We start from the raw sequence: 13,747 nt of genomic DNA on the forward strand, positions 1-13,747 counted from the left end.
CGATAAGGGTGGCGAAGCTAGCGCCCGAGACCGAACGGCTGGCGAGTCAATGCGATCCGACGGACAGATCACGTTGTAAAGGCTCTCCCAGGATGGGCTGAGTCTTGCTCCCCTCGGGACAGGGATCGTAGGGATGTGGTTTAGGGGTTGAACAACAGGTGCTGGTTAGTACCACTGATGGCCAGGTTCGGCCAATACGGGTGAAAGCGATGGAAGACAAAAAAGGTTGGGTAACGACAGCAAAGAAGGATGGCTCGGTACTGATCGATCCGTTCTACACCACGAACCCGCTGTACTTCGCACAGCACGACGAATGGGACTGGCAACCGTGTGACGCGGCGTTGGCTGAACGGGAAGTTGCCCGTCAGATGAACGGATCGTCGATGGACAACGAGAGAGCCTGACATGCCGACGATACGGGAACTCTACCGGGAAAATTCCAGCACTCGCGTGATCTGCGGCATGCTGGAACGGGCCGGACCACTTACTCAAACGCAGATATGTCTGGCCGGCGATTTCACCGGTGGTTGCGCGTGCAAATGCCTGAAGCTGCTCATAGCTGAAGGCTACGTTGTCCGCGGCGCGCGCGCGATGAACCGGCACCGGACGTCGATCGGCCCGCGTCCATGGACTTACGTGCGAACTTCGAAGGTGCTGCCGCAGGCGGGCACATTACGGCCAGCCGCGCCCACAGCGCAGGAACTGTGCGACGTCATGAACAGCATCATCAGACGTACCAATGTCGCTGCCTGAGCGCAGGAAATATTCGTAGAGTGTCTTCGTCTCCAACGCTCGATGAGAGTTTAGCCCCGCAGGTCGGGGCTTCTTTTTCGATGAAGCCTGATTCCGTTATCTGTCCGTCGTGCGGCGCCGAGTGGCAACTGACAACGATCGAGATGGTTCGCCATCGCGGTCCGTTGTGGTGTGCCGCGTGCGTCGAACGCGCAGATGCGAGGCTCGTCGAAGCGATCAGACGCCATCCGGAGCAGCGACCGCAAATACCCGGGCGCGGTATAGAAGAAACGGTACAGGGGGCCATTAGCCCAGCCCTGAGATTCACCGGTGCCGCGCCGGCTCAATAAACGTGGGTAAATGGCGGAGTCGCCCCGCCACGACCGACCGGAATGGCTGAACGCACAAAGGCGCAGCAGGTCGACGAACCCGGATATACCTGCCGCGGCTTAGCAAACCACTTTTTTTAGCGGGTGGGAAGTCACGCCCTGTGCAGGAGGTCAGCCGCCTGCCACCCGGATCGGTGTTCAAGGAGTCACCATGAAGCTCGTCGAATTCCCGCTCACCAACCTGCAGGACATCCCGGCCAAGCTGCGCCAATTCGCTGATCGCATCGAGGACGGCACCCTCGTCGACATCGATGCCGCCGTACTGCTGCTGCGCGATGAGCATGGCGACGTGCTTGTTCACGGCTTCGGCAACGCAGACCCGTCCCTCGCGTACTGGATGATGGGTCGCGGTATGCGCAAGCTCGACGGGGAATCGCAATGATGACCTACGCGATCTTCACACCCGACGGCACGCCGCTCGCCTACATGACCACTGCCGTCCCGCCCACGATCGAGCAGATGGCAGACCATTGCGCCGAGGTGCACGGCTTCGCCGACCGTGATGAGTGGATGATGGTCCAGAACATCGCCCAGATCGCCTACGCGCCTGTCCATTGACATGTTGCGTGCATGGGATCACACCAAGCTGCGCGTCGACGGATGGACCACCGATACTCCGGATATGGATGACGAGATCGTGACCACGACTGGTCGTCGATATCGCATCCTCGACGCCATCTGGCGTAACGGCAGGGTAAGGCATCTCGTCGTTGTGGTGCTTCCGCCTGATGCTGCCGTTATTGGCCGACAGTTCTCGTGGTGCTGGACGCCGAGGTCCAAGCGGGCGTCGCCGGGCTAGGTATGCGTCGACGGAGTACACCCGCCAGCAGGTCTCGATTTCAAGTCGCGAAGTTTTACGACCTGTTCGGGAAGTTCAAGCGTGTCCCCAGAACTGGGGAGGGGGTAACGGATCGTTAGGCCCTCCTAGCTGCCTCAGATTTGAGCCGCTTCCCCGGCGAAGTGAGATACGCGCACTTTGCCGCGCATCGGTATTACCAGAAATTCCGGTATTAGACCAAGCGGCAACATTGCCACTTGCTGACCTGCAAAGTTGTCAGTCTGCTCCGATCCCTCACGCGTACACGCACGCGCGCGAGGAAAGGCTCGGACAGATGGGATCGGAAGAGGGTAGAGGTGGCCGGTTCGGGTGTCGTGCCAGCCCGGAAAACACGCATCTGGCCACCATCCACGACGCGCCACACCGCAGCAGATCGGCCCGCTAAGGCTGCGCGACATTATAAGAATAATGTCGTGTAAGAGCCTGATTCGTAAGGGTTTACCCTCGGTAGAGCGGCGATGGATGAGAATGATTCTCAACTCTGGGACCACCCGGGGCCCCGCCGGACGGGGTGCACAGAATTCGGGGAGCACCTGTCCAATCTGCGCACAGGAAAAACACCGATGATCCTTCGCAACGGAGGATTCGCATGGCTTTGACCAACGCCGCCTTGCTCAAGGCGATTTCCGAGGATCGGGCACTCGCGTCAGCGATGATGTTTCCGCATCGTCATCCGCAGGCCTCGCCCGCATTTCACGTCGAGGTCATGGACCTGTGGCGTGCGGAGGATGAGTTCGTTCTGATCGAGGCATTCCGGGAGGGCGGCAAGTCGACGCTGTCGGAGGAGTTCCTGCTGCTCGAAGCGGCCTTCGGCAATTTTGGGTACTGCCTGATTATCGGGGAGACCTACACGAAGGCCTGCCAGCGTCTTGAGGCGATCAAGCACGAGGCGCTGCGCAACATGAAGTTGCAGAGCCTTTTCGGCAGGCTCAGGCAGGACGGACGGAAGTGGAACGAGCATCAGATCGAATTGCCGAACGGCGTGCTGCTCGAGGCGCACGGGTGGGAAGAGGAGCTTCGCGGCTTCAAGTGGCACGACCTGCGGCCGGACCGCGCGTACCTCGACGACATCGAGAACAAGGAGCGCGTGAAGGACGCGGCGGCGGTGGCGGCGTCGATGAACAAGCTCTATCTCGAGTTGATGCCGGCAATGGACAAGGTGAAGGGAAAAATCCGTTTCACGCAGACGCCGCTTGCCGAGGATTGTCTCGTGACGAGGCTGCGCGAAAACCCGGACTGGACGACGCGGCGCTTTCCGGTCTGCAACGGCGACATCGATGATCCGTCGACCGTGGCGCTGTGGCCCGATCGCTATCCGATGGAGTGGGTACGCAAGAAGCGCGATGAGATGGAGCGCGCCGGCCAGCTCCGCGGCTTCATGCAGGAATACATGCTGCTGGCGATCGGCACGCAGGACAAGCCGTTCGAGACCGATCAGATCGCCGAGTGTGCGGTTGACCCGGCGCCGTGGCTGCCGAAGGTGGTCATCACGGATCCGGCCCGCACGACGAACGTGAAGAAGAGCGACCGGTCGGGGCGCGTGGTGGTGAGCCGTCTGGGGACAAAGATTCTGGTGCATTCATCGATCGGCGCCTTCTGGAAACCCGACGAGGTCATCGAGGATGCATTCGCGACATCGTCGCGCTTCGGCGACGCGGCCGTGGCGATCGAAAAGAACTCGCTCGACGAGTGGCTTCTGCAGCCGATGCGTGCCGAAATGCTACGCCGCGGCGTGACGCTTGCGCTTAAGCCATTGAGCGCGCCGCAGGATCGCGACAAGACGCAGTTCATCATGGGGATTCAGCCGTTCCTGCTCGCTGGCGACATCGTGCTCGTCGGCGGCCGCGGCGCGCACGCCCAGCTCGTCGCCGAGATCCAGAATTTCCCATCCGGCAAGCGCGACATCCTGAACGCGCTCGCGTATTTCCAGCGCGTGTTCTCAGGGGTCCCCGTGTACGAAGACTTCGGACAGTGGAACATCGTGTCCTACTACGAGCCGTCGCAGCAGCATCCGATGGCGCTCGCGTTCAACTCGAACGGCGCCGACACGACGGCCGCACTCATCTGCATCGAAGGGCAGCGCATGGTGGTGGTGGCCGACTGGATCTCGCCGGTACCGCCTAAAGAGGCGGTGAATGACATCGTGCAACTGGTGCGCGCGATGTTCCCGCGTGCGCGCCTCACCGCATGGGTGCCGGCCGATGTCATGGATCAGGCCGACCGCATGCCGGTTGTCGCGGCGCTGCGCGCGGTCAATCTCTACCCGATGCGAGGCGAGTATCTGAACGTCGCCCGGGGCGCGCTGTCGCCGCTGATCCGCACGGAGGCAAAGGCGCGGCGCCTCTTCCAGGTAGATCAGGAAAGCGCGAAGCACACGCTCAATGCGCTCGCTGGTGGATACAACTTTCCAATCGACCGCGCGGGAAATAAAGGTAATGTCCCCGAGACTGGACCGCACAGAACCCTGATCGAAGGGCTGGAATCCGCGGTTCAGGCGCTTAGCTCGCAACGGGATACGGCCCTGCCGGAAGGCATCCATATGGCCGTCAACCCGCAGGGCGCTTCGTACGTCACAACCCTGCCACGGAGATGAACATGGCAATCGACCGCAAGATTTCCCCGAAGGCCCCCACGCAGAAGCCGACGGATTTCTATCAATCGAAGCAGCAGGGCGGCGCCTATGGCAAGCCCGAGAAGGTGGGCGAGCGCCTGAAGGGCGGCCCCATGCGCGAGAAGATGGGCCGCAAGGGGCTGTGATCGTGGAATTCACGCACATCGCCAACCCTGTCAAGGTGCACGCCCAACAGATCACGCGCGTGCTGAAGAGCTTCGCTGCGCACGATGCCCGCGTGCACGACGGGTGCATTTTCGAGTTGTCGGACGGTACCGATATCCGTCTCTTTCTCGACGATGCCCGAATCGCGCGTTATGAGCCGATCGAAGGCGACTACGTGGTCACCCAGGAAGACGGCTACGTGTATTTCAATCCGAAAGACGTCTTTGAGCGCAAGTACTCGACCATCGAGAACGTCCCGGCGGAAGCGCCGGCGCCTGCTGACAAAGCACCCGAAGGTGGTTCCAATGAAAAAGCCCCGTGAGTTTAAGGGCACGCGCTCGGTGTCGCGCGACGTCAACGAGTTCTTCGGCAAGTCGCCGTACAAGTCGAATGTCGATGATCGGCCCAAGCGTGTGCCGAAAGACCGGAACACCGGGACTTCGGTCGAGCGCCGGCTTCGCGGCAAGGTAATTGGCTGACCTATGGCGCGCGCGAAAAAAGAGAAAAAGAAGGATGACAAGCCCGCAGTCGAGACACTCGATTCGCGGGCTCTCGACGCTGAGAAAACGGGTGAAGAGATAGAGAACTGGGCCGACAAGCCCGACTCTGACGCCTACATCGAGGCGGCGAAACTCTACCCAAAGATCGCGAAGTGCTACGAGAACAAGCAGGAGCAGATGGACCGCTGCCAGGAATACTGGGCGATCTACAACGCCCAGCCTGACGAAAACGCCCAGTACTCCGGAAATTCCCAGTGCTACATTCCGGCGGTGCGTAACGCGGTCAATGCACGCATGAAGCGCACGCTCGCGCAGCTGTTCCCCGTCAATCACAAGCACGTGGGCGCCACCGGCCCTGACGGCAATATCCCGTTCTCGCAGATCAGCCTGCTCGAACATTACATCCGCTCGGCGGATGTGAAAGACGCGGTGCGCGCCGACCTGATCGCGGGCGATGTGACTGGACAGTGGAATCTGTACATCGACTGGTCAAAGACGCAGCGGCGTGTGCGCGAGCTCATCAGGAAACCACCGATCCTTGAAAACAGCGAACTCGGCGTCGAGGTTCAGGACGTCGCGGCCGATGACGAAGAGTGGTCATGGGAGACCGAAACCAAGGACGTGACGACCGAGGGTCCGGACATCGTACCCTTCGCGACGGAAGATCTCGCCGTCCTGCCGCCGACCTGCAACAGCATTGAGAAAGCCACCGCCACGACGATCCGGCTGCGGCTCGACCGGGAGGCGGTTCAGCAGTTCGTCGACGAGGGTATTTTCCTCGGGCACTCGGCGAAGGAACTGGTCGACAATCTGGCCAAACCAGATGGCGGCCGGGAGAAGTACGTCCCGCCCAAGCGCCGCACCGGTGACGCCGGTGTCCGCACTGAAGGCACGTTCAAATACGCGCTGATCTATGAAACGCACACCAACCTCGACCTCGGAAATGGACGCGAGCCCTGCTACGTCTATTTCGCAGGTCAGGACGAGATTCTTGGCATTATCCGCAACCCATTTTGGTCTGGAAAACGCCCGATCCTGTCAGCGCCGATCGAGCGCATCACCGGATCATTCTTCGGCATCTCCAAGATCGAACCCGTCAAGTTCCTGCAGTGGAACCTGAATGACTTCTGGAATATGGGCCAGGATTCGGCGCAATACAGTCTGCTGCCGATCACGATGGTCGACCCGCTCTCGAACCCGAACTATCAATCGATGGTGGTGGGCCTCGCGGCCGTCTGGCTGACCGATCCGAACAAGACGAAGTTCGCGAATTTCCCGGCGATCTACAAGGATGCGATTCCGCTCTGCGAGAACCTGAAAGGGCAGATCAACGAGTCGATGGACGTCAATGACGCCATGCTCGGCAAGGCGCCGCAAGGCCGGAAGAATCAGGCGCAGATGGCTGCCCAGGCGCAGGCGCAGGAATCGAACATCATCGACAACGCGAAGCGGTATGAGGAAGTCATGCTCAATCCGCTTCTCGAATGGATGTTCGAGCTCGACCGTCAGTTCCGCACGGAGGAGTTGACCGTCGAAGTACTCGGCGAAGTCGGCGCGCGCGCGAACCTGCAGGTCATTCCGCCTCAGGCCTTCGGTGAGCGCTATTTCTTCCGCTGGTGCGGTACGTCCTACCAGCAGAACCTGCAGCGCATGCAGCAGATGATCGCGTGGATGAACGTCTTGCGCGGCATCCCGCCGCAGCAACTCGACGGCCGGCGTCTGAATATCGGGCCGATCCTTGAATTCGGCACCGAGCAGATTTTCGGCCCTGAAGTTGCGCCGCGGATCCTGATCGACGAGCGCAACATGTTCCACCTTGAGCCTGATGACGAGAACCTGATGATGCACAACGGCCTGGCTGCCGAGGTGCATCAGGCCGACGACGACCGCGCGCACCTCGCCTCGCATTTGCGTGCCGCGCAGCTCACCGGCGATCAGGCAGGGCTGTTCCGCGCGCACATCCAGCAGCACCAGCAGGCCATGCAAGCCAAACTTCAGGCGCAGCAGCCGAAGCCGCAAGGTCAGCCCGGTGTGCCCGGCGGCGCGGCACCTGGCGTTGCCGGTACGCCGCGCCCGGGTGCGCAGCCGGGGCAGCCTCGGCCGCAGGGACCGGCCGGCATGATTCATCCGGATCAGCTTGCCTCTCCTGACGCGGGGCCGCGATGAAACGCTACGTTGCCCGATGCACGCCGTGGGGCACCATCCAGACCGGAGCATTCTTCACGCGCCTCACCGATGAAGAAAAATCCGCCGTGCTTGCGCACGAACAGGGGCACCTGCGCAATGGCGACCCGCTGCGCCGTCTATGGTGGGTGCTCTCGCTTCAGATCCTGTTCCGCCCGACGTGGGTGTTCGAGCAGTGCCGTCGACAGGAATTCGCCGCCGATGCGCACGCGGTCGCGCTCGGCCACGGTGTTGGCCTGCGTCGCTTCCTGCTGCGGTTTCCGCAAACGTCGAGCCCGATCTATCCGAATGCACGGCAACGTCTGGAGGCACTCGATGGCTGACGCATTCCGCATCATCCCGCCGCAGGTGCGTGCTGAAGGCAAAGACGTGCCGCCGGAACAGATTCAGGCGGGCTTTAACGCGCTTGCCAACCAGGTGACGAGCGCGCTGAACAGCGTCGCGAGTGATCCGACTGGTCCGGCGGGCGGAGATCTGTCCGGCTCCTATCCGAATCCAACGGTTTCGAAGGTCAATGGCGTTACCGCTGGCACGATGGCGAACCAGAACGCCTCGAATGTGACCATTACCGGCGGCACGATCGCGGGCGTTACCGCGTCTCTCAGCGTGCCGCTCGCGGTGACAAGCGGGGGCACCGGACAGAACGCGCTCAGTGCGCACAACGTGCTCATCGGCGAGGGTTCGTCGGCGGTGGGGTTTGTCGCGCCCGGCGCAAGCGGCACGCTGTTGGCGTCAACCGGCACGGGCGCCGATCCTTCGTTCCAGAGCGCCGCGACGCTCGGGCTTGCCGTGACGAGTGGCACGCTTGCGCAATTCTCTACGACGACGTCCGCGCAACTTGCCAGCATCATCTCCGACGAAACGGGCAGCGGGTCGCTGGTATTCGGTACGAATCCAACGGTCAACAACCTGAATGCAACCGGAACACCTACGGCACCCACTGCAACAGTTGGCACCAATACCACGCAAATCGCGACGACTGCGTTCGTTCAGGCGGCAGCCGGCAGCGGCCGACTTCTTAACGTTCAGGTATTCACCGCCAGTGGCACATACACACCCACCAGCGGCGCGACTTCGGCGATTGTGGAGTGCGTGGGTGGCGGCGGTGGCGGCGGTGGTGTTGGTGCAACATCTTCGACGCAGGTTGCTGTAAGTGGCGGCGGCGGGTCTGGCGCATATGGCCGTGTGCGGGTCACTTCGCTCTCATCTCAAACGGTGACGATCGGCGCCGCCGGCGGTGGCGGCACAGCTGGCGCCAATGCCGGCTCGGCGGGTGGTCAAACCAGCATCGGGACATGGCTCGTATGCCCGGGTGGTGGTGGCGGTCCTGCCGGCAGTGCGCAGACTTTGACGAATGCGCAAGTGCTGGCGGGTACTGCGGCAGGCGGCTTAGTCGCGACCACAACGGCGACGCAGATTTTTCTGTCCAGGGGTAACGCCAGTACGTTCGGTCTTAGCGTCTACAACACCGGCGGAGCAATTAGCGGAGCGGGCGCCAGTAGCATTTATGGCGGCGGCGGACAGGCTACCAGCGGTTCGGCAAACACAGCCAGCGGAAACGGTGCGGGCGGCGGTGGTGCATCCAACAACATTTCCTCTACCGCACAGCCGGGTGGAAATGGGACTGCCGGTCTGGTAATCGTCTATGAGTTCTCGTGATGAACTACGCACTCATCGAAAATGGTGTCGTCGTCAACGTGATCGTGTGGGACGGTCACTCCGACTGGCAACCGCCGAACGGGCAGACAGCCGTGCAGATTCCGGACGGTGTATATGCGGGAATCGGGTCCACCTATTCGAACGGCACATTTGGCGAACCGCCACAACCGTCATCGACTGTTTGAGCAGTCCGGGAAATAAACGTACCGTTTGCGCAACCCTGATCAGGAGATCACCGTGCGCAAAACGATTCTGGCCAAACTGCTTGGCTTTCTCTTCCCGGAAATCGGCGCGGGTAATACGCCGAACGTTCCCGACAACGGAGCATTGCCCGACCAGATCGGGCTGGTGAATGCGATCCTCGGAATGAATCCATTCCAGGAAACCGGTTACAACGCAGCAACCAACACGACCGGTTTCACCGCCGCGCCCCAGCAGATCTCCGGGGCTGCGCAGAACTTCCTGAATCTCACCGGCACACTCGGGGCCGCTGCGAACATGCAGCTCCCGACGGTCGCCGCGCTCATCGCCGCGTTGCCCAGCGTTGTCCAGAACAACCCGGTCGGCCTGAGCTTCCAGCTACGTGTCATCAACAGTTCGTCAGGTGCTTTTGCGTGGACGACGACGACGAACACCGGCTGGACACTGGCCGGGACCATGTCGATGGCGCAAAACACGTGGCGCGATTTCATCATCACCATCACCAGCGCGACGACCGCGACGATACAGTCGGTCGGCACCGGAACCCAATCGTAAAGGTCAACATGAGCAAGCTCCTGAAATTGCTTCTTGGTCTTCTGCTTCCTGGTGTTGATGATCCGGCAGCAGACCCTGTCGATCCGGTTGACCCGGCAGATGACCCGGTCGACCCGATCGATCCGGCGGGAAGCGGAACCGATGACGAAGACATCGACTTCGATTTCGTCGAACCCACGCCACGCGCCGCGCCGAAGCGCACTACCGATGACCGCCTCGAGAGAATCGAAGCTTCGATGTCAGAAGCACGGCGTCTTGCCGAAGAGCGCATGCGCGGCACCGGCGCTCCGACGGCGCCGGTCGATGTCGAATTCCAGCGCGAGGAAGAGCGCCTTCGCGCTGCGGACCTGAGTGAAACCGAGCGCTGGCAGATCAATTCGAATCGCGTGCTGCGTGATAGCCAACGCGCGGCCAATGCGGCGCTGTTTCAGGCGCAGGATCTGAATGACCGGACGACGTTCGAATCGAAGGTCGCCGCCGATCCGCACCGCGCGCGCTATCGCGACAGGGTGGAAGCTGCACTCGCCGAAGAGCGCCGGCACGGTCGCAACGCTTCGCGCGAGGCGATCTACTACCACATGCTCGGCAAGGACATTGCCGACGGCAAGCTCAAGCCGAAAGCCAAGGCGAAGACGCCGGCCGCAGATGTGCCGCGCGGCCGCACGCCGGCTGTTCGTTCCAATGTCCAGTCCGGGCGGGGATCGACCGAACACCAGAAGCGCGCCGCGCGGCTGGAAAACCTCAATATCTGACCAGCAAGGGGAAATCCATGTTGACCAAAATCACGGCCCTTCTGCTGGGCTTCCTGCTCCCGGGTGTGACGAACAACTCGTCGAGCTTTACTGCCGACGTCGAAGCGTACATCCAGGAAGAAGTTGAACCGCTCGCGCGGCGTCAACTCGTCGCCTACCAGTTCGGCAAGCCGCTGAAGCTCGACTCGAACCGCGGCACGACCTATACCGCGTCGCGCTACCAGCGCCTGCCGCTGCCTTACGCGCCGCTTCAGGAAGGCGTCGCGCCTCCGGGCGAATCGATGACCCTGCAACAGGTGAGCGCCACCGCCCAGCAATGGGGCGATCGCGTGATCATCACCGATGTCGCAAACCTGACCATCAAGCATCCGCTCTTCCAGCAGGCTTGCGAACTGGTTGCGCTGCAGATGCCGGAAACGCTCGAGCGCAATACGCTCAACACGTTGCTCTCGGCGCCGCAGGTCAACTATGCAGGGGGCGTTGCGAACCGCGCGGCACTGGTCGTGGCCGACGTCATGTCTCCGCACGAATCGAACCGCCTGTTCGCGTCGATGTCGGCTTACGGCGTGCCGCGTTTCAACGGCGATGAGCGCGAAGACATGATGATCGAGGCGGGCGCCTATCGCGATCCGTCGAAGTCGCCCGCAGTCAAGCAGCACTATGTCGCCCTGATCAGTCCGTTCTCGGCGCAGGACATGCGCGAGAATTCGTCGGTCCAGCAGGCTTGGGCATATAGCGACGTGAACCGTCTCTATAACAACGAGCTTGGCGATTTCGGCGGTATCCGCTACGTCGAAACGAACATGATGCCGTACTGGACCGGTGCCGCGCAGATCAACGGTGCGGCGTCGACATCCGGCGGGCAGCTCGCCACCGGCACGTACTATATCCAGGTCACCGCCGCGCCGGCCCTGACCTCCGTCGAGCAGACGATCTATCAGGTATCGGCCTCGCTCAACGTCACCGGCCCCACCGGCTCGATTGCGGTCACGCTGCCGTCGTTCCCGAACTACGTCTTCAACGTGTATATCGGCACGACCAACAGCCCGTCGAATCTTGCCACCGCGATCGGTAACGGTGTCCCGGTGACGGGCGTCCTCGCCGGTCAGGCCACGCAGTTGCAGCCGGGCCAGACGGTCACGCTGACGGGTGTCGGTGTCACGCAGACGCCGCCGGCCGCGCCCGCTAACGGCGTGTCGGTGTTCCCGGTGATCTTCATCGGCAACCACAGCTACGGTCAGGTGCTGCTCGAAAACCCCGAGTTCCACTACCTGACCGGTGCCGACAAGTCGGACCCGCTGAATCAGACGCGCGTCGTGTCGTGGAAAGTTTTTTACGGTTCGATCCTTCTCAACACGGCCTTCCTGGCTCGCGTCGAATGCAGTTCTGCATTCTCGCCGGGCTATCAGGGCGGCACGATCACGACCCCGTAAGGAGTAGCTGATGGTCGCACGCAATACGCAGGAGCCGGGCAAGACACAGGCTCCGGAAATGACAGAGGCCGATGTTATGGATTCGTCTCAAGCGGCGTCTCAGGGAACCGGAGCGGCTCCCGAGGAATCGATCGAGGCGCTCCGTGCGCGCATCAAGGCGCTCGAGGCCGACAACGAAAAGTTGAGCGCAGCGAAAGACGTGGCAGAGGAAGAATCAGCCCGTCTTTCCGCTCAGGCCCAGTCGTCGCTGCTTACGACCTCGGTCGTTGAGCGATTTGCCGGCAAGTCTGAAGACGGCAAAGAACTGTGGTGGTACCGGGTAGATCTCGCGCCGTGCGGTGGAACGGATCTGCGCATCAACGGCAAACCGTACCTGCACGGCGAGACGTACAAGTTCGATACGGACACGCTGCGCACGATCAAGGAAATGGTTGCGCGCACGTGGGTTCACGAAAACGACATCAACGGGCACGCCTTCAATCCGTACCGCAAGGCGCAGAACAAGGTGCTCGGTGCTGGGGCGGTGCCTTCGTGGGCTCGCCAGTAATCTCTCTTCAACTCTCAGGACAAACCATGTCGGAAAAAACGTCGGCCTCTCCGGAAGTTACGGCTGTACCTGCAACCGTGATCGGCAATTTCTCGATCACGCTTCCTGCTCCGAATCAGGCACAACTGTCGGCGAGCGGTTATCTGCTCGATGGCGAGGACAAGGATTCGCTGGATGCGCGAATGGACCTCGTACGCGAGTCCCTGCAGCGCCAGCAACGCATGCTCGAGATCCCGGTTATCGAGGCGCATATCGAGCAATACTCGAAAGCGCGGGACGACATCGCGAAGGCATACGCGGATCTGCTCGAACGCAGCAATGCGAAGGCAGCAGGCAAGGCAGGAGCGAAGAGCCTGACGAGCCAGGAGCAGGCGAACCTGAAGACCTACCCGGCGCAACTCGATGGCATCGAACGGGAACTCCTGAAGGCGACCCAGAAGATCGCCGACGCTCGCGCCGGGGTATGAGATGGCCTACCTCCAGGCCAGTCAGATCGTTGCGCGCGCCTGCGCGATCGCAAAATGCCCTGGCTTTATCCAGCAGGGCGGCATCTATCTGAATATGGTCCTGGAGGACCTTTGGCTGCATCGTGACCTGAAGATCAACCGGATCACCGAATTCGTGACGGTGCAGGCAAATAACTACGGCCCGTTCACGCTGCCGTTGAACTACCTGCGCACATATGACCTGTTCTTCCAGCAGAACAACCTTCCGTACTTCCTGAATCCGATCTCGACCGAGGAATGGGACCAGGAATTCAAAGACCCATCGATTGCGAACTATCCGTACGAGTACATGACGATTCTTCTCGACGAGACGAGTGCGCAGGCGGCGGGCTCGGCGGGCAGTCTTTATATTTACCCGCAGTCTTCAGGGCAGATCGTGCTGACGCACCGCTACATGGTGAAGCAGCCGGATATCACCGCGCCGGAGACGTCGACGGTGATTCCGTGGTTCCCCGATCAGAACTACCTGATCAAGGCGACGGCCGTGGAGTTGATGGGAGAGACGGACGATACCCGTCAGGAGTCGTGGCGCGCGCAATGCGAAGCCATGCTGCGCACACACCTGATCATGGAGGGAGATGAGCAGGCTGTCGTCAAGTCGGTGCGTCTCGACCCGCGGCGCTTCCATTCGAACCGGACGCTGAAGCCGACGAAGATCACCGACTAGGGGCTGCC

The 13,747-nt window shown here is 61.5% G+C and carries 18 protein-coding genes; all 18 read left to right on the forward strand.

Features of this window, described 5'->3' with window-relative positions; all coding sequences use genetic code 11:
- Positions 1-209: 209 nt before the first annotated feature.
- Positions 210-404, forward strand: a complete 195-nt coding sequence (locus tag ACFSNN_RS20695; protein WP_134455537.1) for a hypothetical protein — start codon at positions 210-212, stop codon at positions 402-404.
- Position 405: 1 nt separating this feature from the next.
- Positions 406-753 carry a MarR family transcriptional regulator gene (locus ACFSNN_RS20700; protein WP_377747364.1) on the forward strand — a complete coding sequence of 116 codons (348 nt, stop codon included), beginning with the start codon at positions 406-408 and terminating at the stop codon, positions 751-753.
- A 519-nt stretch (positions 754-1,272) separates the two neighbouring features.
- On the forward strand, positions 1,273-1,503 hold the full coding sequence (locus ACFSNN_RS20705; RefSeq protein WP_134455539.1) for a hypothetical protein: 231 nt from the start codon (positions 1,273-1,275) through the stop codon (positions 1,501-1,503).
- Positions 1,500-1,679, forward strand: coding sequence for a beta-lactoglobulin I (locus tag ACFSNN_RS20710; protein WP_134455540.1), 180 nt, complete (start codon positions 1,500-1,502; stop codon positions 1,677-1,679). Before ACFSNN_RS20705 ends, ACFSNN_RS20710 begins: the two co-directional genes overlap by 4 nt.
- Positions 1,680-2,548: 869 nt before the next feature.
- Entirely contained in the window at positions 2,549-4,552 is a 2,004-nt protein-coding gene (locus ACFSNN_RS20715; RefSeq protein WP_134455542.1) for a hypothetical protein, read from the forward strand.
- A gap of 2 nt (positions 4,553-4,554) precedes the next feature.
- Entirely contained in the window at positions 4,555-4,716 is a 162-nt protein-coding gene (locus ACFSNN_RS20720) for a hypothetical protein (protein WP_166799208.1), read from the forward strand.
- Positions 4,717-4,718: 2 nt separating this feature from the next.
- Positions 4,719-5,057 (forward strand): hypothetical protein, encoded by a 339-nt coding sequence (locus ACFSNN_RS20725; RefSeq protein WP_134455543.1) that lies wholly within the window; start codon positions 4,719-4,721, stop codon positions 5,055-5,057.
- On the forward strand, positions 5,041-5,214 hold the full coding sequence (locus tag ACFSNN_RS20730; RefSeq protein WP_166799209.1) for a hypothetical protein: 174 nt from the start codon (positions 5,041-5,043) through the stop codon (positions 5,212-5,214). The genes ACFSNN_RS20725 and ACFSNN_RS20730 overlap by 17 nt, the downstream gene beginning before the upstream one ends.
- Before the next feature lie 3 nt (positions 5,215-5,217).
- A complete protein-coding gene (locus tag ACFSNN_RS20735; protein ID WP_134455544.1) occupies positions 5,218-7,401 on the forward strand; it encodes a collagen-like triple helix repeat-containing protein in 2,184 nt (727 codons plus the stop codon).
- The gene (locus ACFSNN_RS20740; protein ID WP_106306378.1) at positions 7,398-7,742 is read left to right on the forward strand and encodes a M48 family metalloprotease; all 345 of its coding nucleotides are present in this window, start codon (positions 7,398-7,400) and stop codon (positions 7,740-7,742) included. Before ACFSNN_RS20735 ends, ACFSNN_RS20740 begins: the two co-directional genes overlap by 4 nt.
- The gene (locus ACFSNN_RS20745) at positions 7,735-9,078 is read left to right on the forward strand and encodes a glycine-rich domain-containing protein (protein ID WP_134455545.1); all 1,344 of its coding nucleotides are present in this window, start codon (positions 7,735-7,737) and stop codon (positions 9,076-9,078) included. The genes ACFSNN_RS20740 and ACFSNN_RS20745 overlap by 8 nt, the downstream gene beginning before the upstream one ends.
- Positions 9,078-9,263, forward strand: a complete 186-nt coding sequence (locus ACFSNN_RS20750; RefSeq protein ID WP_134455546.1) for a hypothetical protein — start codon at positions 9,078-9,080, stop codon at positions 9,261-9,263. Before ACFSNN_RS20745 ends, ACFSNN_RS20750 begins: the two co-directional genes overlap by 1 nt.
- A 52-nt stretch (positions 9,264-9,315) precedes the next feature.
- Complete coding sequence (locus tag ACFSNN_RS20755; RefSeq protein ID WP_134455547.1) at positions 9,316-9,834, forward strand: hypothetical protein; 519 nt, start codon at positions 9,316-9,318, stop codon at positions 9,832-9,834.
- An 8-nt stretch (positions 9,835-9,842) separates the two neighbouring features.
- Entirely contained in the window at positions 9,843-10,586 is a 744-nt protein-coding gene (locus tag ACFSNN_RS20760) for a hypothetical protein (RefSeq protein WP_134455548.1), read from the forward strand.
- A 17-nt stretch (positions 10,587-10,603) separates the two neighbouring features.
- Complete coding sequence (locus ACFSNN_RS20765) at positions 10,604-12,019, forward strand: N4-gp56 family major capsid protein (RefSeq protein WP_134455549.1); 1,416 nt, start codon at positions 10,604-10,606, stop codon at positions 12,017-12,019.
- Between the two features lie 10 nt (positions 12,020-12,029).
- Complete coding sequence (locus tag ACFSNN_RS20770) at positions 12,030-12,566, forward strand: hypothetical protein (protein WP_134455550.1); 537 nt, start codon at positions 12,030-12,032, stop codon at positions 12,564-12,566.
- 26 nt (positions 12,567-12,592) lie between these two features.
- On the forward strand, positions 12,593-13,033 hold the full coding sequence (locus tag ACFSNN_RS20775) for a hypothetical protein (RefSeq protein WP_134455551.1): 441 nt from the start codon (positions 12,593-12,595) through the stop codon (positions 13,031-13,033).
- Between the two features lies 1 nt (position 13,034).
- Positions 13,035-13,739: a hypothetical protein gene (locus tag ACFSNN_RS20780; RefSeq protein WP_134455552.1), complete on the forward strand. Its 705-nt coding sequence runs from the start codon at positions 13,035-13,037 to the stop codon at positions 13,737-13,739.
- Positions 13,740-13,747 lie beyond the last annotated feature (8 nt).

Origin of the sequence: Paraburkholderia dipogonis (genome assembly GCF_042680985.1) — a bacterium.
Classification (GTDB): domain Bacteria; phylum Pseudomonadota; class Gammaproteobacteria; order Burkholderiales; family Burkholderiaceae; genus Paraburkholderia; species Paraburkholderia phytofirmans.